Below are 24,865 nucleotides of genomic sequence, written 5' to 3' on the forward strand. Positions count from 1 at the left end.
TAGTGGGGTGGGCATCCTGCCTGCCCCACAAAAGTTAGAGCTTTGTAGTGGGGTGGGCATCCTGCCTGCCCCACAAAAGTTAGAGCTTTGTAGTGGGGTGGGCATCCTGCCTGCCCCACAAAAGTTAGAGCTTTGTAGTGGGGTGGGCATCCTGCCTGCCCCATCCTCATATAACTATTATCACTTTATTTATGAGAGAAATTGCAGGTCTTGAGGGGTGTCCAAATCAATGATTCCCTGGTTAAATGGAATGCTTAAGGAATGGGAGTGATGTTGGCGGATAATTGATTTGGCACCAACATCTCCTTGAAGTGTTAATAGTTCGGGAAAAAATGTTTTGTGAAATAAAGCGGGAACACCTAAAATGCCAGCATATTCAGAGGCGACAATAGGATAGTTTAAGTCTCGATATCCAGCAATTAATTTGTGAATTAGATCGGGTGAAACAAAGGGTTGATCGCATACCATGAGAACGATCGCATCAAGTTCAACCGAAACTCTCAACATTTCCCGCAGTCCACACTGAATCGAACTTGCCATCCCCCTTGACCAATTTTCGTTGTAAAATATGTGAATGTCTAGATTTGATAAATGTGGCTTGATCGCCTCAGCATGAGCTCCCAAAACTACCCCAACAGGTTGACAGTTAGATGCGATCGCCACTTCTGCCATCTGTCGAATTAGCGGTTTACCTTGATAAAATAAGAGTTGTTTCGGTTGTCCTAAGCGGGTAGAGGCTCCCGCTGCCAAAATTAGGATACCAATTCTAGCCATGCTGGTTTTGTGGGAGAATGAATCGAACCGATGCGATCGCGCAGAAAACTACCAGAACGCCCACTGAGCACTGCTTGAATTTCTGCGACGATGGAAAGGGCTATTTCTTCGGGAGTTTCCGCCCCAATATCCAACCCGATCGGATTATAAAGCTGTTGATTTGGCGTGACACCGTTTTCGGCTAAATCTTGCGATAATTGCTGCATTCGTCGTTTTGGCCCTAATACGCCTAAATAACGCAGTCCAGACGGAATCAAGGTTTTGAGAAATGCCAAATCGCTAATATATCGATGAGTCATGACAACAGCGACGGTTTGAGGTGTTAATAAATGGTTATAGGTTTCTGGTTGTTCTGGTTTGCAGTGTAGCAGTCGATCGGCTCTTGGAAAGCGATCGCCAGTTAAATAACTCGATCTATGATCTATAACTGTAACCTGCCAGCCTAATTGTTTGGCGAACTGCACCACTGGAATAGCATCATATCCAGCCCCAAAAATTAGCAAGGGAACGGGTGGAGAAATCACTTCCAGCAACACATCAATTTTTCCCGAAGATAGAGTGTAGGATTGTACAAGAGTTTGTTTTTCAATCAGTATTTTGCTAAGGTCTGTGGCAATGGTTTGAGCAATATCTGTGTTGGTGATTTGGTTAATGATTGTGGTGTCAGATTTCATTATTAGTCGATCGCCCACTCTAATCCCCGACACATTTTCTACAGAAAACACAGTGGCGATCGCAATCATTTGCTGAGCGTTCAAACAATCTCGAATTAAGGAAAGTTGATGAATCGCAGCATCATGGTTCAAAGATTCAATCAAAACATCAACAATGCCATTGCATCCTAATCCAAAACCAAACACAATGTCATCACTGGAAGTTGTGTCATATCTGACTAGGATGGGATTGGCATTATTAGAGAGGAGAGAGTGCGATCGATCCAGAATATCGCTTTCCAAACAACCACCACTAATCGCACCAAACATCTCCCCATCTTCAGTTAATAACATCCGCGCACCCGGTCTACGATAAACCGATCCACTTGTTCGCACAACTGTTGCTAAGACTGCGCGTTTTCCAGCTTGTTGGCTATGTTCAAAGGCTTGTAGAATTCTTTGTAGTTCGTTCATAAGCGCTGAAAAACCTTTTTTATAATAAACCGCTCCAGACACAGAGGACGCTCCAGGAAAGAGGGAGAAGATATTAACCCAAGTTGCTAGTTATAAGATTAGTCTGATTCTTTGTACGTTGTTGGGCTTTAGCCCTCTTATGCCACGTTTCCTAAGAGGGCTAAAGCCCAACAACGTACTTCTGAGGGCTAAAGCCCAACAACGTACTTCTGCTAAAGCCCAACAACGTACTTCTGCACTCACGACTATGCTATTAATTTGTCAGGAGTAATTGGTAAATTGCGGAACCGTTTGCCTGTTGCGTGGTAGATTGCGTTAGCAACAGCAGCAGCCACCCCGGTAATGCCAATTTCACCAGCACCGCGAACGCCCAAGGGATTAAACGTTAGATCCGGTTTACCGACAAATGTTACGTCAATGCGGGGAATGTCGGCATGGCTGGGATAGTGGTAGGTTGCTAAGTCATAGACTACGGGATTTCCTGTATGAGGATCGAAAACGCATTCTTCCATCAGTGCTTCCCCAATGCCCATGATTACGCCGCCTCGAATCTGACTGGCAGCAGCTTTGGCATTGATTACCTGCCCAACATCCATCACCGATACCCAGCGCGTTACCCGTAGCCGTCCTATTTCTTCATCGATCGCCACTTCACAAAAATGAGCTCCCCAAGATTGAAATGCCCACTTTTTCCCCTCTTCATTAGGCGCAGACGATCCGGTAGCTTCCCAGGCGGCTTTTCCAGAGCTTTGTAACTCCTTGAGCGCCTCTGCTGTAGTAGCAAAATTCCCGGACTTCAGCAAGTTCTCACAAGCTTCTTGCACAGCAGGCGCAAGGGAAGCAGTCATTTGCGAACCTCCAGCCATGCCACCATCAGGGAATAGAGAATCGCCAATTTCTACGCTCACTCTGTCCACCGATACCCCCAAGGTTTCCGCAGTCATAATTGCTACGAGGGTATAGGCTCCAGTTCCCATGTCATTGGCTGATGTCAATACATTTACTCGTCCATCGGGCAACAATCTCACCTTAACTGAGGCGTTTCCCCGCAAAGCTGGAAAGGTTGCCGCTGCCATTCCCCATCCTATTAATTTACCTTCGCGGGTGAGAGTGCGGGGTTGAGGACGATTTTGCCAACCAAAACGTTTAGCTCCCTCTTTGAGACAGTCGGCAAAATGCTTGGAAGAAAAGGGGAGGTTGTTCCGTAGGTGGGTTTTAGTTTCATTCTGGAGCCGCAGTTCTACGGGATCGAGGTTAAGTTTCCATGCCAGTTCATCCATTGCTGATTCCATTGCCCACATTCCAGGGGTTTCTCCCGGTGCCCGCATAAATGTGGGAGTGCCAAGGTTTAATGCCGCAACGGTCTGCTTCAGCTGCATATTGGGCGTGCTGTACATGACTGGGGTGATGTTGATGCAGGGTTCGCTAAACTGCTCGACAGGAGAGGTAACGGACTTAACGGTGTGGACGATCGCTTCTAACTTCCCATCTTTTGTCGCACTCAGCCTTAAAGTTTGCTCCGTTTCCGATCGATGTCCCGTGTTAGCAGTCATCTGGCGACGGCTCACCACTACCTTGAGCGGACGCTGTATTTGACGTGCAACAGCAGCACACAAGATGCTGTGGGGCCAAGGAAATGCTTTACAACCAAATGCGCCACCGATGTAGGGAGTAACAATCCGCACCTTTTCTGCGGGAATGCCAAATAGTTCGGCGTAGGTGCGCTGGGATGCCATCACCCACTGAGAGCCTTCGTAAACAGTCAGCGCTTCTTGTCCTTGCCACTGAGCAATAATAGCATGGGGTTCCATAGGAACATGAAGTTCTGTAGAAGTGGTGTAGGTTGCTTCTACAGTTGCTCCTGCGGTTTCTATTTCCTCTGTTCCCCTGGAAAATTCCCCTTTCTCAAGCACCATATCTTCGCCAAATATACCGATCGCAGGCTTATAAGTACCTTTGGCTGCATCAATCAATGGTGTTTCCACCTCATACTCTACTTGCAGCTGTTGGGCAGCATCCCTTGCTCGTTCAAAGCTATCCGCTACTACCAACCCAATAATCTGTCCGGCATAATGTATCTGGTCATCAGAAAGGGGCAGACGGGCTTCGTAGACTTTGCTGGTGATAAAGTTATTGGTAGGTTTGAAGATCTTGGGGGCGTTTTGGTGGGTAAAGACGGCGATCGTTCCAGGCGCTGTTTCGGCTGCTTGGGTGGAGATCGATCGAATCCTTCCTTTAGCGATCGCAGATGTCACCAAATATCCATACACTAACCCTGGAATCTGTTGTTCAGCGGCGTAAGTGGCTTTTCCTGTCACCTTAGCCAGCCCATCTTTACGGTTAACCGCAGTACCGATCACCTTGTTCATGCTACACCTCCGCCCTGTGCTGAAATGGTGAGTGCTCTTTTGATTGCCCGTTTTGCCATGTTTACTTTGAAACTGTTGTGAGTTAGCGGTTTTGCTCCCTGCAACACAATCTCTGCTACTTGTTGGAATGTCTCAACTGTAGCGGGTTTACCTTTGAGGAAAGTTTCGGCTTCGGGAACTCGCCAAGGTTTATGGGCGACTCCACCCAAGGCTAAACGAGCATCCCGGATGGTTTCTCCAGCTAGATCGATCGCAGCTGCTACCGAAATCAGAGCAAAGGAATAGGAAGCTCGATCGCGCAACTTCAAATAAACTCCCGTTTTCCCAAAGGGTAAAGGTGGTAAAATCACAGCCGTAATCAGTTCCCCAGATTCCAAATTACTATCCCGTTCGGGAGCATCACCCGGTAAACGATGAAAATCATTAAACGGAATCTGTCGCCGTCCTTTGCTGCTTTCCACTTCCACCACTGCATCCAACGCTGCCAATGCAACGCACATATCGGAGGGATGAACGGCAATGCAACTATCGCTTGCTCCCAAAATCGCGTGCATTCGATTGATTCCCTCAAGTGCTGCACAACCACTTCCCGGTTGTCTTTTATTACAAGCAAATACGGTGTCGTAGTAGTAGGGACAACGAGTGCGTTGTAATAAATTACCACCGACGGTTGCCATGTTGCGAATTTGTTGGGATGCTCCCGACAAAATGGCGCGAGATAACAGGGGATAATCACGGCGAATCTGAGGATGATCGGCAACAGCTGTATTAGTTGCTAGTGCGCCAATGCGAATGCCTCCCTCTGTTGTAGCTTCGATTTGTTTCAAATCTAAACGAGAGACATCAATCAGTTGTTCGGGTCGATCGAGGAATACTTTTAGGCGATCGATCAGATTAGTTCCCCCGGCAATAAACTGGGCATTTTGCGTAGTTTGCGATCGCTGCACAGCATCTTCAGCCGAGGTAGCCCGAACATAAGCAAAATTCTTCATCCTGCTACCTCCTGCAACAGTATTGTCGCCGCCGGAGAAGGCGGAGTTTGTCCTGCTGCTTGTTGCACAGATGCCACAATACCGTTATAAGCACTACAGCGACAGAGATTACCGCTGAGTCGTTCTTTAATTTCTGTTTCTGAAAGGTTTGCCAGTTGCGGTGGATTGGTTAAATCAGCTGTCAGAGCACTAGCACAACCCCGGTTAACTTCCTCCAGTAGAGCAACCGATGCACAGATTTGCCCAGGTGTACAATATCCACACTGGAAACCATCATTTTCAATAAATGCCGCTTGCACGGGATGCAGTTGTTCGCCTTTTGCCAAACCTTCGATCGTGGTAATCGATCGCCCTTCCTGCATAATGGCAAGGGAGAGACAGGAGTAAATGCGATCGCCATCGATCAGCACCGTACAAGCACCACATTGACCATGATCGCAACCTTTTTTCGTGCCTGTCAGTCCTAACCTTTCCCGTAATACATCCAACAACGTAACACGCGGTTCAATCGAAACAGTCTGAGACTGTCCATTGATGGTAAGCGTAACAGGGGTTTCCCCTTGCATGGGAAAATCGCGTTCGGCTTTGCCGTCTTGCAGGGAATCGGTTAACATTTCTTGACCCTCAGCAACATTAACATTATGTAGGATTTTCGGGGCAGCGATCGCTAATCAATTAGACTCTCTATAAACAATAGACATCCCCAATAATTCTTGTGGGGTAGGCAGGAGAGCCTGCCGAAAGAGATTCTTTATTGGAGATATCTAATAACAATCTGAGAGTTTTATTGCTCCCCTGAACCCTTCACCATCCAAACTAAAAACCCTAAAATTTGTTCCACAGGCGGTAAAGGGTAATCTGTAAGATCGATTGTTACCGTCTTTTCTTCTAATTTTAAAAATCGCCATTGTGTACCGCTAGAAACAGTCCCGTAAATTGTTGTTATTGGTTTATTTTTCGCTTGATTAAACTTTTGGGCAGCGATCATTTCCGCAATACATTGTCCTATCCCTGACTTCAGATCGGACTTTTTCGCTTCCACAATAATTACAGCAGGTGCTTCTACCACCAGTTGTTCGGGAGAAAGACTAATCAAAAAGTCGCATACGCCATTAAGTCCAGCCCCAACATCGACGTTAAATTCTTCACCGGAAAACAAGCTAATTTTCTGATTCAGAATGCGTCGCACTTCCAACAAAACCGGATTAATAATTACTTCAGAACGTGCTTTTTCGGTATCAACTGCGATCGCCCAAGGTATTTCCTCTAAAATTCCCATCAATCTCGGACTAGGCGAAACTAATTCTATATTACTTGGGAAAAACCTAGTTCCTTCGACAGTTGACAAATTAAAATCTTCTTTAACCTTACTCAAAGTAAACTGACTGTAGGGCATATTTAAATTAAACCTCACAAAGTCCGCCAAATCTTAACCGTTTTATCCTCACTTCCACTAGCAAAAGTCTGTCCATCAGGACTAACAGCTAAGGAATAAACCCATTTTTGATGTCCGGTTAAAGTACCTAATAATTTACCTGTTTTTAGATGCCATAATCTAATTGTATTATCCTTACTGCCGCTAATCAAAGTTTTGCCATCAGGACTAAAAGCTAAGGACAAAACCCAATCAGAATGACCCATTAAAGTTCGCAAAAGTTTTCCTGTTTGTAAGTTCCAAAGTTTAATAGTATTGTCATCACTTCCACTAGCCAACATTTCTCCATCATGACTAATTACTACCGATCGCACCCAGTCAAAATGCCCTTCTAAATTATGAATTAATTCCCCGGTTTTCAAATGCCAAACTTTTACTGTTTTATCTCCTCCACTACTAGCAAACTTCTCGCCATCAGGACTGATAGCTAAGGAATAAACCCACTTTTTATGTCCGGGAATACTGTGTAAAGGTTCCCCAGTTTCTAACTGCCAAGTTTTGATTTTGTGACTACCACTAATCAAAGTTTTCCCATCAGGACTAATAGCTAAAGAATAAATCCATTTATGATGTCCTGTTAAAGTGCGAATTAATTCGCCAGTTTGTAGTTGCCAAATTTTGATACAACTGCGATCGCTAGTCCGATGACTACTTGCTAAAATTTGTCCATCAGGACTAACATTAATGGCTAAAACTCTGCCAGAATTACCATTTAAAGTCTGCAATAATTCCCCAGTTCCTAAATGCCACAACTTAATAGTATTATCATCCCCGCCACTCGCCAAAGTACTCCCATCATGACTTACAGCAACCGAAGAAGCTTTTCCCGAATGTCCATTTAATGTATGAATAATCGAAATGTTATCTACTTTCAAATCATCCCGATTTTTGGTAATTGCACTCAGATTATTGGGAATCTTAATTAAGCTTTTTTGGCTTTTCTCTATTCCTGAAGTTTTACTGCTTAAATCTTCTAATACCGTTAACAAGCGGCATACTTGTTTCAGACAAGATTCATCCCCTATTGCTAGTAAGCAAGCTTTAATATTCTCTAAAAAATTGCGGTCTTCGACGGTAATTAACGATTGTACAGTTTCTAAGGAAACATTGCTTTCATTTAGTGGGATTCGCTTCTGCTTCAACCAAAATTTTATTGCATAATTAATTTGTTCTGTCGCCCAATATTTATCAGCTAAAACAGTTAAACTCTTAGCCAGGTTTACCGATGACTCCAAAACTTGATCGGGTGCGTCATTCTCCCATCTACTAAACAGATTACTATAAAAGGAAATCCCGATTTTTAGCAAATCTTCTGGTGCTTTTGGGTTGAGGTTCGGCAGTAATTTTGGTAAACCGGGGGTAATTTTATAATTAACTAAATGATGCAAATCTGCCATCCAACCCGCCAAAAAACAATGATAACCAATTAACCATTTTAACAAACTTTGCCAATCTTGTTCATTGCATTGATATGGTAAATTCAAATCTTTAGTAACAATCCCCAGGTCTTGCCATTTTAACTCTTTTTCTAAAACTTCTAAATTCTTGACATTCTCGCCACCCAATTCCTGAATTTCTGCTAAACTGACACCAGCAGCTAATAATTTACTTGCAGTTTCTCGCCATTGCAAAGTGCGGGTTTTAGTTGCCGCATAAACCATTTCCAGATAAGGAAAATCAGAAATAATTGTTTGGTAAGAATATGTAGGTTCAGCAATACCCCAGTACGCGATCCGAAAATTTAAATGCTTGCCAATGATTTCTAATTCTAAAATTAAAGTTGGTTCAAATTTTAAGACTTCAACTAAAGCTTTGATGCTAGTTTCTTGCTCAAATTCCTGATTTTTCCAGGCTTTAGCAATAAATTCAACAGGTCTTTCTGGACTGCTTAAAGGGTAGTTTTTGCCAAGAAATTCTCTTAAACTTTGCGCCAAATTTATTTCCCAGTTTGCTATTTTTTCCAGTTCAATATCGTTACCTTGAATCTTGATTGGCGCGAGGAAGATGCGTAAAGGTTTAGGTGCATTATTCGGCGGGTTAGTTAAAAATTGGGCAGGCAGTATTTTTAAAGGCCAATTCTCAATAAATTTCTGATATTCTGGATACTTTTGGGCAATTTCTTGTCCGGCATTTACTAATTGTAAAACTGTTTCTCGATGGTAAACTGCGATTTCCTGTTCCCGTCGCCACTTTTGCAAATGGCGATTTTCGGGAGAGTTTTCCCCGGATTCATCAGATTTAAATTGGTGAACTTCCTTAGCTTGTTCGTGCTTGATTACTGCTAATCTTTCCTCTTGTAAGGCTGTGAATATTTGTGCGATCGCTGGTAAACCCTGGACTAGTAACTGTAAACCTAGCTCCAGTTCCATAAAGTCTTCTCCAATCAACGTATAATTATCATAAAATGTTGCCTACTTTTGGGCAAGCTTTCTCAATCATAGCTTTTAAGTAGACAATCCTGGTTAAGGATAAGTTAACAGTAAAAATTCTGGCTTTCTCCTGACTCCAAAGCAATCAAAAAATAATACTAATTTCCGGTTTACTTAACATTGATTTCTTGAGAAAATGCCAATGCAGCTTGATAGGCATCTTGGTAATCTTTACCACCTAACATCACCTCACCGTAATACTCGTAAGGCATTGCACCATAAACCGGAAGAGGGTTATCTTCTGGATAATCTTCCTTCGCTTCTTCGACTGCGGCTATTAGTTGCTTCACAGTCAAACAATGTGCTGGAAAATAATATAGTTCCTCCGCCTGTTTATCCCAAAGGGTAAAGGATGGATCGACAACATTATTATCCAACTCGATCCAGCTATGTTCGATCGGAGGCAAATCTTCTCCCGCCACAACTAAAAACCCTTGGACATAAGTACAATTAGGATGCAGTAGTGCCGCTTTATAAGCATTTTCAAAGGCATTTTTAGCCAACTTCTTCAGAGATTGACCAACTTGGATTGAAAGAGTAGCATCTAACAGTTTATTCATGCCTATTAGCCTAACATTTCCTTAAATTATAGGAACCTGTAAGCAAAAGACCCCTTCAGGATCTTATGTATACCTTGTAGAGACGTTATATATAACGTCTCTACATTATGTTTCATCAAGCGGACATGATATGAGTCCTAAATTACAGATTCTGAGAGCTTAAATACTCAGCTAAAGCTTCCGATCCACCAATCAATTTTCCGTCAAAAAATACTTGGGGTACAGTTTTTGCACCAGTCACAGCTTGCAAAGAACGGGTAGTTATATCTTTACCTAAAACAATTTCTTCAAAAGGAATTCCCCTTTCTTTCAAAGCAGATTTAGCACGAGCACAATAAGGACAACCGACTTTGGTAAACAGGGAAACTAACTGAGGTTTCGCTGCTTCAGGGTTGATGTATTTCAACATAGTTTCTGCATCAGAAACTTCAAAAGGATCGCCTTCTACTTCTGGTTCAATAAACATCTTTTCGATTACTCCATCTTTGACTAACATAGAGTAACGCCAAGACCTTTTACCAAAACCCAAATCACTTTTATCTACTAACATTCCCATGCCTTCACTAAATTCTCCATTGCCATCGGGAATGAATTTAATATTTTCTGCGCGTTGATCTTTCTGCCACTCTTCCATTACAAAAGGATCGTTTACTGAGATACAAATAATATCATCGACCCCATTTTTTTGGAAAGTTGAGTGCAGTTCATTGTAGCCAGGAACGTGAGTAGAAGAACAAGTGGGAGTGAAAGCACCGGGAAGAGCAAAAACCACAACTGTTTTCCCTGCAAACAATTCATCAGTGGTTATATCCAACCATTGACCATCTTTACGAGTTCTAAAAGTTACATTGGGAACTCTTTCCCCTTCACGGCTTTTCAACATTATTCCTATCTCCTGATTTGGTTAGGTTTTGCTGATAATAGCACGATTTTGTGAAGCATTATTTGTTACTAACACATCACTGCGATCGCTCACCATTACCGCAACTGTCAAACAAAAACAGTTGTTGCTAATCAGTTTAGTTCAAAAAATGCCAAAATGTTTCCTAATCGGGTAAAGAGGGAGGAAACTTTTTCTGTATAATAAGTGGGTTATCCTTAGCTGCAAAAGTCAATACTAAAGGCAAAAACAAATGGCGCGAGGCGATCAAATCTATGCCATGAGACACTTTATCAATATTAAAGGCATTTACGAACATCATGGTATTGACTGCGGCGACGGTACAGCTATTCATTACCGCAAACCTAGCGAAACAATTGAACGCACCTCTTTAGAAACCCTCTCTCAAGGTGGGATAATTTATGTCAAACGATACCAAACTTCTTTCATTCCCGATGTGGTTTTGCATCGCGCCGAAAGTCGTTTAGGCGAAAGAAAATATAACCTACTTTTTAATAACTGCGAGCATTTTGCTACTTGGTGTAAAACAGGAGTTAATTACAGTCAACAGGTAGTAGACTTTATTCCGATGCTACGTTATATTGATGTAGATACTTTATCCGACCCGGTGAACCGTTCTTTAGAAACAACTCCAAAAGACGAAACTACTCGGTTACTTGAAGAAGCTCTTTCTCAAATCCGCACTACTTGGAATAACATCCAGCCTCAGTATACCCAAACTCTCAAAGAAATGAATGATTGGGAAAAAGTAGCCAAGGAAGCTTTAAAGCGAAACCGAGAAGATTTAGCCAGAGCAGCATTATACAGAAAACAACAGTACAAACAACAAGCTATTCAACAGGAAGAAATGCTACAAAAGTTAGCGAGAATGACGCAAAATCTGATCGAAAGCCAGCGAGAAAATCAAAAATAAGTGAACTAAAATCGAAGTTGGCAGCAATTTGCCTTGTGATTAATTGCTCGAATCTGCAATAATTAAAGTTAACCAGAGGTAACAGGTAATTATAATTTTAATTTATAAGTTAAGCTCGGATTGTTTGGATAAATAAATCAATAGCTGATTTAGGAAGCAAAATTATCGCTAAAGATTCTCAATTATTAAACCTACTTGCGTTATTTGGGAAATTTGGTATCATGGTGTACAAAGGTTAGTTTGGCTTTTTGTGACTAAAAATTGGTCAAGGTAACGAGAGAATCAAAGTTACAGCCACAAACTAGGGAAAAAAGCGGGCTAAAATTATCCGTTTTTTGCCTTCTCGATGAACAAGTTTTTTCCACTCCGAAACATCCTCCCGAAACAGCATCTTGACAAAATGCCCAATTTGTGAATTGGCGGCTAGTGGTTTTTTAACCGCAGATGAACGCAGATGAACGCAGATAAACACAGATGTAGATGTAGGTTTTTGGTGGGGTGGATGGGGGTGGGTGCGATCGGGCAAATGACTATTAACCCCCTCGATACTGCACTCGATAAATCCGGTTATTCGCTTCTTCAGTAAAGAGTAAACTACCATCAGGAAGCACTAACACTCCGACCGGACGACCCCAAACTGTTGGCACTTTTGGATTTAACAAAAACCCGGTCAGGAAATCTTCGTAATCACCGACTGGACGACCGTTATTAAAAGGAGCAAATACTATTTTATAACCCGTTCCTTGGTCACGATTCCAAGAACCCCGAAAAGCGACAAATGCACCGTTGCGATATTTTTGGGGAAAGGTTTTGCCATCATAAAATTGTAGTCCCAAGGCAGCGGAATGAGCTTGGAAAAGGACATCGGGGGTTTGAGTTTTGGTGGCTAAGTCAGGACGATCGCTTTTTCCATTTGTAGTTCGGCGCGGGTCAAGTTTATTGGGTGTCAAATAAGCAAAAGGCCAACCGTAAAATTCTCCCTGTCGAATCCGGGTGAGAAAATCTGGAACTAAATCATCGCCAATACCATCTCGTTCATTAACGGTTGTATAAAGTTCTTTGGTTTGGGGATGAAAATCTAAACCAACAGGATTTCGCAACCCAAAAGCAAAAGTTTGCCGATTTGAACCATCCAAATTCATCACTTGCACTGATGCTCTGGGTAATTCTTCCACATCGACGTTAGAACGGGAACCAACGGAAACATACAACTTTTTGCCATCAGGAGAAACGACAACGTTACGAGTCCAATGTTGACGATAACCGCCGGGAGTTAGGTCGGTAATTTTTTGCCCTTTTCCGGGAATTTCCTGCTGACCTTTTTGATAAGGGAAGCGGAGAACTTCGTTAGTATTACCGACAAAAAAGCTGTTTCCCGCAAAAGCCATACCAAAGGGAATATTTAACCCGTTTTCTGCGGTGGCGAAACTTTTCCTAACATCTGCTACCCCGTCGCCGTTGGTATCTCGTAATAGGAGAATGCGATTTGCGGGAGTTTCTGTAACTAATACTTCGCCGTTGGGAGTTAATGCTAACCAACGAGGCGCATTGAGATTTTCGGCAAAAACATTGACGACAAAACCATTGGGAACTCGCAAGGTTGGGTTGGCGGGAATGGGAACGACTTGAGGAGATTTAGAGGCGCTTTGGGTGGCGAAAGGTTTGGGTAGAGAGTTAATGTTAATGCGGATGGGTTGGGGGGAAAGGGTTTGAGTTTGTAATGCTTTGTTAGTTGCTGGTTTAGTTTGTTTTGCCGAGGGGGTTTCCCCGGAGTTGGCGGTAAAGTTGCAAGCAGTTGTCGTGGTAATTAAAGTTGTTAATAGTAACAGTTTACGGAGTTTCATTATATCAAGCCTTAATTAATCTAAGTTTCTGAGAAACCAGATATTTTTCTCGGAAATCTCCTAAAGTATGAGAATCCGAAACAGATTAACTCAAGAAACTTACTAGTACAGATGCGTTTAACCTCTCTGGATGTGTTTCGCGGTATTGCGATCGCAGGTATGATCCAAGTCAATACGGCGAGTCTAGGAAAAGTATATCCTTTTTTAAGTCACGCTGACTGGAATGGCTGCACTTTGGCAGATTTAGTTTTTCCCTTTTTCCTGTTCATCGTCGGTGTGGCGATGTCTTTTTCTCTTTCTAAGTACACCAAGGGAAAGCTCGCCACAACATCGGTCTATAGACGGATTTTTCGCCGGAGTATCATTCTTTTTGCTTTAGGTTTGTTGCTGAATGGCTTTTGGAATTACGACTTTAGTAATATCAGAATTATGGGGGTGTTACAGCGAATAGCTTTAGCTTATTTATTCGCCGCTTTAGCGATTCTGAAATTGCCCAAAAAAGGTTTGTGGGTATTGACGGTAATTTTACTCTTTGGTTATTGGGGGGCGCTGATTTTAATTCCGGTTCCTGATTATGGTGCAGGAGTGTTAACTAGGGAGGGAAATTTTGGGGCTTGGATCGATCGCCTCATCGTCACTCCCACCCATCTTTATAAAGGAGATGGTTACAACTCAATGGGAGATCCCGAAGGTTTATTTAGCACTTTACCCGCTGTAGCAACCACACTTTCAGGTTACTTAACTGGCGATTGGCTAGGTAAACAAAATCCCAACTCAAGAACCAGTATCAATTTAGCATTAATTGGCATTATTTGTCTACTGATTGGTGGGAATTGGAATTTATTATTTCCGATCAACAAAAAGCTGTGGACGAGTTCTTATGTGTTGTTTACTACTGGATGGGCAATACTTTTATTAGCTGGGTGTTATCAATTAATTGAAGTCCGGGAATTACGCCGTTGGGGAAAACCGTTGGAATTTCTGGGATTAAATGCGATTTTTATTTTTGTTGCTTCAGTTTTAGGCTTGAAACTAATGGCGAAAATTCAAATTGGTACGGGTGAAACTGCCATTAGTGTCTCCAATTGGATTTACCAAAATTGGTTTGTTTCTTGGGCAGGTGAAATGAACGGTTCTTTACTTTTCGCCTTCATAACTTTGTTATTTTGGTGGGCTGTCGCTTATTTGATGTATGCTAAACGCTGGTTTTTCAAAGTTTAGCATATTTTCCCGATCGATTCTGAGGGTAATTTATTCCCAAATGCTGAAGGGACACAACATCATAAAATCATCTTGGTAATCGAAAATTTCAATGATGTCCTGTCCTTACGCTTTTCAACTAGCTGGAATTGCCAAATCTTGAATTACAGGCAAATGGTCCGATCCAACTTTCCGCCCGGTGTGAATGTTTACTACTTTAATTTCAGGACTTAATAGAGACTGATCGATCGGAATTGATAGGAGAGGAAAAGTAGTGGGCCAAGAGGGAAGAATGCCGAATCCATAGCGGGCATTTTTCAGGGCGGTTTTCTGAACGAAACGCTTGTAAAATGGCGACCACATGGTAATATTCCAATCTCCTAGTGCCACTATCGGATGTTTAATTTCCTTGACAAAATCAGTGAGTTCTACCAATTGTTTATTTCGCAGATAAAAACTAGCTTTGCTGGTGGGAATACTCAGGTGACTGGCAACTAAAGTAACTATTTGCCCTTTAACTTTTAGATCTGTTACCAGAGTTTTTCTGCCGCCACCTAAGTTTTGAATTGCGGGGTTTTCTAGGGGAATTTTACTGTAGATTGCTGTACCCATATCGGTACTATCTTGATTAGTGAAAGAGTAAGGAAAGCTATCTTTTAAAGCGGTTAACTCTTTCATCCAAATTTTGCTGACTTCTAGGAAAACTGCGATATCTGGTTTTTCTTCTTTGACTAAGGAAATGACTTGAGGGTAATTTTTATTGTTCCACAAAACATTAGATTGCAAGATGCGAATTTGAGAGGCGATCGCACTATTGTTTCCCCCTTGAGGTAAATACCAAGGAACTATTTCTCCCAAATTAATGACAAGACAAATCAGGCTAACAATTGCCCATTTTTGGCGGCGAGTGAGAAGAAAGAAAAATAGGGTACAAAGTCCCACTACTAAGTATTGTAATTTGAAATGGGAAGTCATTTCTAGAAGGTAATGCAGTTGTCCCAAATAACCAGTAAAAGTTAATAAAGTGGCAGAAATTGCCGCTAAGATAAACGCCCAAGGAATCAAAATTTTGAAGTTCGATCGCCAACTGAAGTCTTGATGGAGAAATGACCATTTAAATTTGATTTTTAAATCGGTGGAAATGGGTAAGCGATCGATTTTTTCAATCAATTTTTGCTCTGGCATAAATTGACTGCGTTTTTGACAAAACTTCAACAGCAGATGTTCGATCGCTGCTTTGCTGAAAATATTGCTGATCAATCCTAACAGTAGGGAAATAGCAATTACTCCCCGTCCGCCAAAATGATTATAAATCATGGCTAATGTCAGATAAATATCTGTTTCGTGAGATAGAAACTTGATAGTATAAAGTAGCAAAACAGGTACGCCAAAAGTGATTAGGTTAATCATTACCTTTTCCATAGTTGTAAATTCTCCATTTGGTGATGATCGAGGTTTTTCGGAATAATTTAATCGCTGATAGTTGCCGGAAAAACTAAAGTATTATGATCGGGTTTGGAGAGGGGAAAATTCTCCTCTGAGTTGGCAGCAAAAATAGCTACTAGCAGGCAGATAACTATGGTAATGACTACGCCTGTGCTGAAAGACCCAAGAATGTTCAACAATGTCATGGCAATAGATTTAGGTTGCATGGTTGTGCTCGCAGATAAAGTTTTGACTCTTATCTGCTTGTCAGGCGGACTGGGATTAACGCTGCGATTTGTTACAAAACTTTATAAAGTAGTGGGAGAAACCGAGTTTCTTGGGAGTTATACTAAATCCGGGTTTATTACCCCCTTTTCATTTGAACCGCGAAGACGCGAAGAGCGCGAAGAGAAGACGAAGAAGATAAAGGGGGTAGCTAACCCGGATTTGGTATTATATCGTTTACACAAATGATTAATACAAATAGGTAGGGGCGGGTTGAGCCAAAATCTTTAATGCTTTCATGAATAAGATCAAAGTCAAAACCCGCCCTTTCCCTTGCATCTTTCGCAAACATTTAGGTAATTGGTATTACATTCTGGCGAAGTGTTCTAAGAGCGATCGATGAATGAAAATAAAACCACCACCAACTTTTTGCAGAAAAATTAGCTTGGTACAGCGATCGAGAAAACCTGCATAATTCCAAGGAATATCGCCATTAATATAGAGAACGAGGCGCAACACAAAATGTTTAACGCAAGCTTCGCCACCGCCAACAACTAATCCGAAACACATCCCCAAAAATGTCCACAACAAAAGCGGCGTATGCAATATTTGAGCAATTAATCCCATACAAAGTACGCCAATTAATGCCAACATCAGTGAATTTTTGCCACTATTCCAAATTCCTTGATTCGGAACAGTAACGGTAGCAATTCCTGCACCAGTTAGCCCACGAATTAACCCAAAAGTCAGCCCTAAACTCAGTCCCCAACCTAAACCTAAAATTATCGAATGTTGGATTGCTGGGTGAAAAATTTGTCCTTTAGTTGTAAATAATATCTCATAAAGTGGTCTAAAAATCAAGCCAAATGGCAAACTAAAAATTAAACCCAAAATCAAGTTCTTTCTAGTTTTTTTCCAAGACCATTGTAAAGTTTCCACTGGGTTAATTTGATTAATTCCTATAAAACTCGCCCAAAGCAATCCCATTACCAACCAATAAATTGCTTTTTTGGTTGAGTACAAGTTGGTAAATACCGAGACAATACCTAGACAATAAATTAACAACAAACCTATTAAATACATCCATTTTTCCTGGGTATTTATCAACCAAGTCGGCTGCATTCTTTCAATTAAAAATACCGTTTGCGATTCCGATTGCATTTGTTTAGCAAGTCTACTCAACCAGTGCTTTACCTGTTCTTTAGTCTCAGTAATAGTCGCACCTTTGCGGTTAAACATTCTGTCGATATAAGCATTAAATAAATGTTGGTGAAGTTCACCTTTACTTTTTTTAGTTAATTCGCTAATCGATAATCCTTGATTGGCGAGAGTGATGATACTTAACATCAAGGGAGATTTGACTAATTCTTGTAATGTTTCATCTTCGGATATGGCGCGGTTAAATGCTGTTACTTCAATTCCGGCGTTGACAATATATTGTTGAATTTGTGCGGGAGTTAGGGGTTGTAAATAAATCGCTGCTTGTAAACTTAATCGCTGAGAAAGTGCGTCATAATCTTTAATTCGGCTGCACACAACTATTTCGGTTTGTCCATATTTTTGGATAAATTTATTTAAGGCTAACACACAAGCGGGTCGGCGTTTGGGGCTAACTTCGTCTAAGCCATCTAATAATAGTAGTAATTGTTGTTGTTCCAGCCAATTTCTGCCAATTTCTGGTGAAACTTGATATTTGGTGTGCAATTCTTTCACTAGCCAATCAGCAATTGTTTGTCTTTCTTCTGTCCAAGAAGATAAGTTAAATACTACGGGAATTGGTTGAGTTAAGTCTAATTGCGATCGCCCAATTAAATCTTTCCCTAATTCTAATAAAGTTGTAGTTTTTCCCGCCCCAGGTTCGCCTAAAATCAGTAAACTCCGCCCTACTCCCAACTGAGCGAACTTTTCGCTAACAGTGGTTCCTTTGGGTAAAATTTGCCTTGGCAAGTTGCAACTTTCCCAGACTAAACCCCAAGGATGTTCCACCGCATCTAACCGTTCTTCTAATCCTAATTCTATCATGATTTTACCATGTAGGGAATTTTCTAACACTCCATTAATCCAGTAATTCGTAACTTTATTGAGCAAGATTTGTCGATAGCGATAATCTTGTTGACTGAGTTGTTTAAAAAGTTGCTGATCATTGGGTTTTTTCGCTATTTCTGGAGTGGCGATCGCTTTTTCAACCAAGGGCCATTTTAGGGGTAAATAAGCGGGATTTTGACAAATAACTGGCAACCAAGTAGCGCAAGGAAACTGATTTTCAATTCCTTGTAATCTTTCTCTTGCTGTGCGAACTGACTGATAAAATGGTGTCCCATTAGCGAAACTAACGAGGAAATATTTCAAAAATTCCTGGGCTACTTTATCTGGTACTGGTTCCCGCATTACAATCATTTGGGGAATGTTTAAACTTGCCAAATCTTGCGCTAAACCTAATCCATCACAGGAGTTAAAAATCGCCAATTGTAAACCATTTTCTACCGCTTTTGTTAAGGCATATCTCAACTGTTCGATGGTTAAACTTTCGCTAGGATTAATTTGAATTTCGCCTTGAGTTTCGCTAGAACTGTGCCCCGCAAAGAATAAAATATCCCAATAATTTTCCCATAAATAATCTTGGAGTTGTTGCGATCGCGGTTTTTCCAAAAAAGCGATCGTCGCTGAAGGGAATTTTTCTAGCAAACTTCGATCGGTTTTCACATCAATTCCTTCGCTACTTCCCAGAATAGCTAAAATTTTTACTGGAGTTGCGATCGGTTTGAATTCTCCACCCTTATAATTAGGAAGACTCAGGGCAATTTCCGCTTGCTGATAACGTGCAAATAAATCCCATAAATGCCAAGGGAGTCGCTGCAAAAACAGATCTTGGGTTTGTAAAATCACTCGCACGCTATCATTTTGTTGCACTTCCGAGAGAGGCGATCGCTCTTGCCAAAGCTTACCAGATTGTTGAATTATCCTAATCAATTTTGTTAATCCCAAACAGCGTGATAAACTATTAGGAGGATGAGTACAAGTTGCTATTACTAGCGATCGCAACTCCCCGAAAAGTTCTTTTGTATAATCTCGATCGCTCATCATTAAATTCCCCCTTCACCACTTGGGAGAGGCAGCAAGTAACTCAGTTGCTTCTTTCTCTGGTAAAGGTTTAGCAAATAAGTATCCCTGCCCAAATTCACATTTTAATTCGCGCAATTGTGCCAGTTGTTTTTCAGTTTCTATTCCTTCTGCTACTACACTCATTTTCATAGTCTCGGCAATTTTTTTAATAGCCGGAATCAAACCTAAACTTTCTAAGGTTCCATCTAATTTACTGACAAAAGATTGGTCTATTTTCAGTGTATCAACTGGGAAATTATGCAGATAACTTAAGGAAGAATATCCTGTGCCAAAGTCATCAATACTTAATTGAATTCTTCTTTGGCGTAACTCTTGCAAAATTGCTTTGGCGGATTGAGCATTATTGATAAATGCACTTTCTGTGATTTCCAATTTAAGATTTTGCGGATTTATTTGAGTTTCCGCCATAATTTGATCAATTTGTTCGACTATATCGAGTTGGGCAAATTGTTTAGCAGAGATATTAACACTCATGAAAATAGATTCATCTATAAGTTTTTCCTGATGCCATTGTTGTACTTGATGGCAAGCTTGTGACAAGACTATTTTACCAATTGAGTTGATTAAACCTGTTTCTTCGGCTAGGGGAATAAACAAAGCTGGGGGAACTATTCCTCTGGTGGGGTGTTGCCAGCGAACTAAGGCTTCAAATCCGTTAATTTTGCCTGTGCAAAGGGAAATTATTGGCTGATAATGTACAACAAACTCTTTTTGTTGAATGGCTTTTCGTAAGTCATTTTCTAACTGTAAAGCTTGCATTGCGGCGGCGTGCATTGTCGGATCAAAAACGTGATATTGTCCTTTACCTAATGTTTTTGCCCGATACATAGCGGTATCAGCATCCCGCAGTATATGTTCGGCTTGTTCGTAACTATAATTACCTAAAGCAACACCGATACTAGCATTAATAAAAACTTCGTTTCTTTTTAATTGAAAGGGAAATGAAAAGGCTTTCAGTATTTGATCTGCTACTTGAGTTACATTGTTAATATTATCAATCTGTTTGAGGAGAATAGCGAATTCATCGCCGCCAAATCGTGCGATCGTATTCTCGGAAGTTAGAATAGACTTTAATCGATGAGTTAAAGCGATTAAAAGTTCATCTCCTACTAAATGACCTAGAGAATCATTAATTACTTTAAAGCGATCGCAATCCAAAAACAACACAGCAAATTGATAATCAATATTTTCCTGAGCAACTTTTAGTAGTTCCACAAGTTGTTCCATAAAAAAAGCCCGATTAGGTAATCCAGTCAGCGAGTCATGGAGAGCCATATTAAGCAGTTTTGTTTGTAGCAACTTCCGTTCTTGAATTTCGCGTTTTAACTCTTCAATTACTGCTTGTAACTGATAAGTACGTTCTTTTACTCTAGCTTCTAATTCTGCATTCAGTTTTTGATTTTGCTGCTTTGCCGCTTTTAAGGCTAGTTGTATGCGAACTCTTGCTAAAACTTCTTCAGATTGAAAAGGTTTAGTAATATAATCAGCACCACCTACCGTAAAAGCTTTTACCTTATCAAAAGCATCATTCAAAGCACTTAAAAAAATCACCGGAATTTCCGCAGTTTTCGGATTAGATTTCAGCTTTTCACATACTTGATATCCATCCATCACTGGCATCATAATATCCAGCAAAATCAAGTCTGGTAAAAGCGTATCCATCGCCGTTAGCGCCATTTGTCCAGTTAGTGCCTTCCGCACGTTATAACCTTCATTTACCAAAAATGATGAAAGTAGACGTAAATTTTCTGCTGTATCGTCAACAATTAATATATCCTCTTTTTGATTTTCTATTGCTTGCTTGGTCAATTCTGAGTCAACATTCATGACTTATTGCCTTTTTTCCGAAAAATGCAGATTTACCTTTACTATATCTCTCAATCATTTTACTTTCTCAAGTCACTAATTTAACTCTTGCCTATTTTTTGCATTAACGCCATTATTTGCTCAAATTGAAAGTTTTCTACTAAATTACTCAAGGCATCACTCAAAACAGATATTTCTTGGGGAATTTGCTTAATCAATTCCAAAATTAAATTATCACTTCCTTGGGCAGCTGCATAATATAGATTTTCTGTCCACTCAATTGGCATCATTTGCAAGCATGAAATTAGAGAATCATCCTTGACTGGTACCACTGCATCCTTGATTCCTTCCTGTTCATAAACATATTTTATACCCAAATGGTTAGATATTTTTTCTAGTAACTCTTGTTCTTGAAAAGGTTTACGGACAAAATCATCACATCCAGTAGATAAAATAACTTTTCGATCCTCTTCAAAAGCACTAGCAGTCAGAGCAATAATCACGGTTGCTTGACCATGCAAATACTTTTTAATCTGTCTGGTAGCTTCATAGCCATTCATTACAGGCATTCGCATATCCATCAAAATTAAATGTGGTTCCCAAGCTTCCCACATAGCTAAAGCTTGTTGACCATTTTCAGCTTCCTGCACTGCAAAACCTAAAGAAGTCAGCAATTTAATTAACAATAATCGATTATTTAATTTATCTTCAACCACTAAAATTCGATAATTTTGTTGATTTGGAGCTAGTCCAATAATTTTTCTCTTCTGTGAATTGATTCTCGGTTTCTGAGTAGATTGACCAATCTTCACTGGAATCTTAAAGCTAAATTTTGCGCCGAAACCAAGTTCACTACTAACAAAAATTTTTCCTCCCATTATTTCCACAAATCTTTGACTAATCGATAAGCCTAGACCTGTGCCAGTACCAGAATTTAAACCACTTGTGGTTTGAGCAAAAGGAGTAAATAATTGACTTAATTCATTTGCTCCAATACCTGATCCTGTATCAGAAACTTCAAAGAATAATTGTGTGGTTTCTAATTCTGTAGGAGCATTATTTTCCATCTCTACGCGCAAAGTTACACTGCCAATTTGGGTAAATTTGATAGCATTACTCAGCAAATTAATTAAAACTTGCCGCAGTTTAGCTTCATCAGTTTTAATATATTGTGGCACTTGGGAATTATACTCAAAGGTAAGTTTTAATTGCTTAGAGTCGGCTTTCAATTTAAACATTTCTTCTATGCTATCTAGCAGACAATATAAGTCAAAGCTATTTTCATTTAGGGTGACTCGTCCTGCTTCAATTTTGGACATCTCCAGAATTTCGTTAATTAATTCCAGTAAATGTTCTCCACTACGGCTGATAATTCCCAAAGATTCTTGATGCTCAGTTGCTAAAGTTCGATCGCGGTTCATTACTTGGGTAAAACCAAGAATTGCGTTTAATGGTGTGCGTAATTCGTGACTCATATTAGCCAAAAATTCGCTTTTAGCACGGTTAGCAGCATCAGCAGCTTCTTTGGCTTTCATTAGTTCAACTGACTGTTGTTGAGTTTTGGCTAATAATTCGGCTTGCTGTAAAGCTACTCCTAATTGATTGCCGATTTGCACAACCATTTTAATTTCCGCTTCTTGCCATTGTCGGGGAGCAGAATTTTGGTAACTTGCTAATAATCCCCATAATTGATTACCACAAAATATCGGCACGATAATATATGCTCTTGCTTGCAGTTTCCCTAGTAATTCTAAATAACAATCGTCAAAATTAGCGGTGTAAATATCTGTGACACAACGGTAACTAGTTCCACTGCGATAAATTCCTCCTTGGTTTTCTTGCAAGTAAGTATCTTGAATTTGGTTATCTACACTATCTAAAGTTTTTACGGAGCAATCTTCTGTACCAACAGCCACTTTTGCTAATACTGGTTGCTGTGATTCAACTAATAAATCCCATCCGGCTGCTACTGATTCGGCGACAAGTTCTCCACTCCAATCAGGATTAAAGCGATAAACAAGTACCCGATCGCAATGCACAGCTTGGCGTAATTCTTGAGTTGTGGCGCTAAAAATTTGTTTAATATCCAGTGTCTGGCGCATTCTTTGAATTACTCTGGCGATCGCTCTTTCTCGATCGGCTATTTCTCGCAAAGTTGACTCTACTTTTTTGCGCTCACTAATATCTCGCACTACACAAACTGATGAGTTTTCATCAATTTTCGTCATACTTTTTTCTTGGGGAAAGAAGCTACCATTTTTACGTCTTCCTGTAGCTTCTATGCGACAATTTCCATATTTAGCAAACTCAGGAATAAGATCTCTTTCAAATCGCTCTAATTCATTTTTATCATAAAGATTGCGCCAATTTGTCCCCAGTAAGTCTCGCTCATTTTCGTAGCCATATATTCGCACATAAGCTTCATTTAAATAAACGTATCTATCCTCTGCATCAACTATCGCAATTCCATCATTCACCGCTGCCATTGCTGCGGCTTGTTGCTGTAAAGCTAATTCGGCACTTTTGCGATCGCTAATATCCCGGATAATCCCCACTAAAACTTGCTCATCTTTCTCATCCTGAAAAGCTATTTTTTTAGTTAAAAGCGTGTGAACATTGCCTAAACTATCAGTTATTTCTTCTTCCCTTTCCTGCTCAGTTCCACTACTAAAAACTAAGTCATCATATTGCCAAAAAACTGTGGCTTCTGCCGGAGATAAAAAATCGTAATCTGACTTTCCGATTAACTCTTCCCGACTATGACCCATTAATTGGCAAAAAGCATCATTCACCATTGTCCAACAATGTTCTTGGTCTTTGACAAAAATCGGATCGGACAATGCGTTAAGTACCCGGTCTAAAAAATCTTTATTTGTCTTTAAACGAGCTTCACTTTCTCTTAAAGCTAACTCAGCCGCAACTCTTTCTTTAATTTCTGTTTCCAGCGCCATATTAGCTGCTGTTAACTCAAATGTCCGTTCTTGGACGCGAATCTCTAACTCTTCATAAGCCTGACGCAAAGCAAACTCTGCTTTTTGTCGTTCAATAATCTCTCTTTGTAATTCTACATTCAATGCTTCTAGCTGTTCCGGCGTTTGTAATGCCAAAAACTGCGGTAGTAAATTTACCATTTGCAATGCTGTGTAACAGGACACTAAAGCCGTTAAAGCATTCTCTATTCCTGTCAGCCAGTAAGCTGGATGCCACAGCGTCCAAACTTCCAGCAAGTGACCTAAACCGCAAAGAATAATAAAGGCGCTAAATAAAAAAAATACTTTATGGAAGGGAACGTCTTTTCGTTTACAGACAAAGTAAATTAGCAGCGATGGAATAGAAAAATAGGCGATCGCTATCAACAAATCGCTAACTAAGTGTAACCCAACCAGTTGCGGTTTCCACAAATAGCAATGACCATGAGGAATAAACTGGCTTGGTGAAGTGAAATTCTTAATTATTTCCCACATTTTTTAATTTTTCAAGTTTTTCCAAGCTATTAGAGACTGTTCATCGTAACTTCTAATGCACAACTGCATTATTACCGCACCATGCTTAAGACATATTTTTTAGAGTTAAGGTAATTTCTGTTGTTTAGTTAGTATGTTCCATATTCTAAAACTTTTTTGATTTTTTTCCATCTAAATCTATCTCAGTATATGTGTTATTAAATACCTTTTTATAATAAAAATATAGATAAATTTACTTAAGTACACCCAGATTTATTTCTTTTAATGTATTTAAAATA

Annotated in this window: 17 protein-coding genes; 2 read left to right on the plus strand and 15 right to left on the minus strand. The window is 40.4% G+C overall.

Annotated features, from left to right (window positions below; genetic code table 11):
• Window positions 1-189: 189 nt before the first annotated feature.
• The 9 genes from ACE1CC_RS21770 to ACE1CC_RS21810 all read right to left on the minus strand — a co-directional run bounded on the left by ACE1CC_RS21770 (window position 190) and on the right by ACE1CC_RS21810 (window position 10,569).
• Window positions 190-774 carry a nucleotidyltransferase family protein gene (locus tag ACE1CC_RS21770; protein WP_413272531.1) on the minus strand — a complete coding sequence of 195 codons (585 nt, stop codon included), beginning with the start codon at window positions 772-774 and terminating at the stop codon, window positions 190-192.
• The gene (locus tag ACE1CC_RS21775) at window positions 753-1,901 is read right to left on the minus strand and encodes an XdhC family protein (protein WP_413272532.1); all 1,149 of its coding nucleotides are present in this window, start codon (window positions 1,899-1,901) and stop codon (window positions 753-755) included. The genes ACE1CC_RS21770 and ACE1CC_RS21775 overlap by 22 nt, the downstream gene beginning before the upstream one ends.
• A gap of 245 nt (window positions 1,902-2,146) precedes the next feature.
• Window positions 2,147-4,270, minus strand: a complete 2,124-nt coding sequence (locus tag ACE1CC_RS21780) for a xanthine dehydrogenase family protein molybdopterin-binding subunit (RefSeq protein WP_413272533.1) — start codon at window positions 4,268-4,270, stop codon at window positions 2,147-2,149.
• On the minus strand, window positions 4,267-5,262 hold the full coding sequence (locus tag ACE1CC_RS21785) for an FAD binding domain-containing protein (RefSeq protein WP_413272534.1): 996 nt from the start codon (window positions 5,260-5,262) through the stop codon (window positions 4,267-4,269). Before ACE1CC_RS21785 ends, ACE1CC_RS21780 begins: the two co-directional genes overlap by 4 nt.
• Entirely contained in the window at window positions 5,259-5,927 is a 669-nt protein-coding gene (locus ACE1CC_RS21790) for a (2Fe-2S)-binding protein (RefSeq protein WP_459563893.1), read from the minus strand. The genes ACE1CC_RS21785 and ACE1CC_RS21790 overlap by 4 nt, the downstream gene beginning before the upstream one ends.
• A gap of 119 nt (window positions 5,928-6,046) precedes the next feature.
• Window positions 6,047-6,658, minus strand: coding sequence for a hypothetical protein (locus ACE1CC_RS21795; RefSeq protein ID WP_413272536.1), 612 nt, complete (start codon window positions 6,656-6,658; stop codon window positions 6,047-6,049).
• Between the two features lie 14 nt (window positions 6,659-6,672).
• Window positions 6,673-9,066, minus strand: a complete 2,394-nt coding sequence (locus tag ACE1CC_RS21800) for a WD40 repeat domain-containing protein (RefSeq protein WP_413272537.1) — start codon at window positions 9,064-9,066, stop codon at window positions 6,673-6,675.
• Between the two features lie 170 nt (window positions 9,067-9,236).
• Window positions 9,237-9,686 (minus strand): hypothetical protein, encoded by a 450-nt coding sequence (locus ACE1CC_RS21805; RefSeq protein WP_413272538.1) that lies wholly within the window; start codon window positions 9,684-9,686, stop codon window positions 9,237-9,239.
• Between the two features lie 142 nt (window positions 9,687-9,828).
• Window positions 9,829-10,569 (minus strand): glutathione peroxidase, encoded by a 741-nt coding sequence (locus tag ACE1CC_RS21810; protein ID WP_413272539.1) that lies wholly within the window; start codon window positions 10,567-10,569, stop codon window positions 9,829-9,831.
• Window positions 10,570-10,819: 250 nt separating this feature from the next.
• On the opposite strand from ACE1CC_RS21810, the gene ACE1CC_RS21815 reads away from it, so the two are divergent.
• Window positions 10,820-11,500, plus strand: a complete 681-nt coding sequence (locus ACE1CC_RS21815; RefSeq protein ID WP_413272540.1) for a lecithin retinol acyltransferase family protein — start codon at window positions 10,820-10,822, stop codon at window positions 11,498-11,500.
• 533 nt (window positions 11,501-12,033) lie between these two features.
• Here the strand turns inward: ACE1CC_RS21815 and ACE1CC_RS21820 are convergent.
• Window positions 12,034-13,344 carry a PQQ-dependent sugar dehydrogenase gene (locus ACE1CC_RS21820; RefSeq protein ID WP_413272541.1) on the minus strand — a complete coding sequence of 437 codons (1,311 nt, stop codon included), beginning with the start codon at window positions 13,342-13,344 and terminating at the stop codon, window positions 12,034-12,036.
• Window positions 13,345-13,455: 111 nt separating this feature from the next.
• On the opposite strand from ACE1CC_RS21820, the gene ACE1CC_RS21825 reads away from it, so the two are divergent.
• Entirely contained in the window at window positions 13,456-14,565 is a 1,110-nt protein-coding gene (locus ACE1CC_RS21825) for an acyltransferase family protein (RefSeq protein WP_413272542.1), read from the plus strand.
• 114 nt (window positions 14,566-14,679) lie between these two features.
• Here the strand turns inward: ACE1CC_RS21825 and ACE1CC_RS21830 are convergent, their stop codons facing one another.
• From ACE1CC_RS21830 to ACE1CC_RS21850, 5 genes are all read right to left on the minus strand, one after another.
• Window positions 14,680-15,966 carry an endonuclease/exonuclease/phosphatase family protein gene (locus ACE1CC_RS21830; RefSeq protein ID WP_413272543.1) on the minus strand — a complete coding sequence of 429 codons (1,287 nt, stop codon included), beginning with the start codon at window positions 15,964-15,966 and terminating at the stop codon, window positions 14,680-14,682.
• A 47-nt stretch (window positions 15,967-16,013) separates the two neighbouring features.
• Window positions 16,014-16,196 carry a hypothetical protein gene (locus ACE1CC_RS21835; RefSeq protein WP_413272544.1) on the minus strand — a complete coding sequence of 61 codons (183 nt, stop codon included), beginning with the start codon at window positions 16,194-16,196 and terminating at the stop codon, window positions 16,014-16,016.
• A gap of 364 nt (window positions 16,197-16,560) precedes the next feature.
• Window positions 16,561-19,278 carry an NACHT domain-containing protein gene (locus tag ACE1CC_RS21840; protein ID WP_413272545.1) on the minus strand — a complete coding sequence of 906 codons (2,718 nt, stop codon included), beginning with the start codon at window positions 19,276-19,278 and terminating at the stop codon, window positions 16,561-16,563.
• A 12-nt stretch (window positions 19,279-19,290) separates the two neighbouring features.
• Complete coding sequence (locus tag ACE1CC_RS21845) at window positions 19,291-21,144, minus strand: GGDEF/EAL domain-containing response regulator (RefSeq protein WP_413272546.1); 1,854 nt, start codon at window positions 21,142-21,144, stop codon at window positions 19,291-19,293.
• A gap of 80 nt (window positions 21,145-21,224) precedes the next feature.
• Window positions 21,225-24,587 (minus strand): PAS domain S-box protein, encoded by a 3,363-nt coding sequence (locus ACE1CC_RS21850; RefSeq protein ID WP_413272547.1) that lies wholly within the window; start codon window positions 24,585-24,587, stop codon window positions 21,225-21,227.
• Window positions 24,588-24,865 lie beyond the last annotated feature (278 nt).

The sequence above is a fragment of the Floridaenema aerugineum BLCC-F46 genome (genome assembly GCF_041929345.1).
Classification (GTDB): Bacteria; Cyanobacteriota; Cyanobacteriia; order Cyanobacteriales; family Aerosakkonemataceae; genus Floridanema; species Floridanema aerugineum.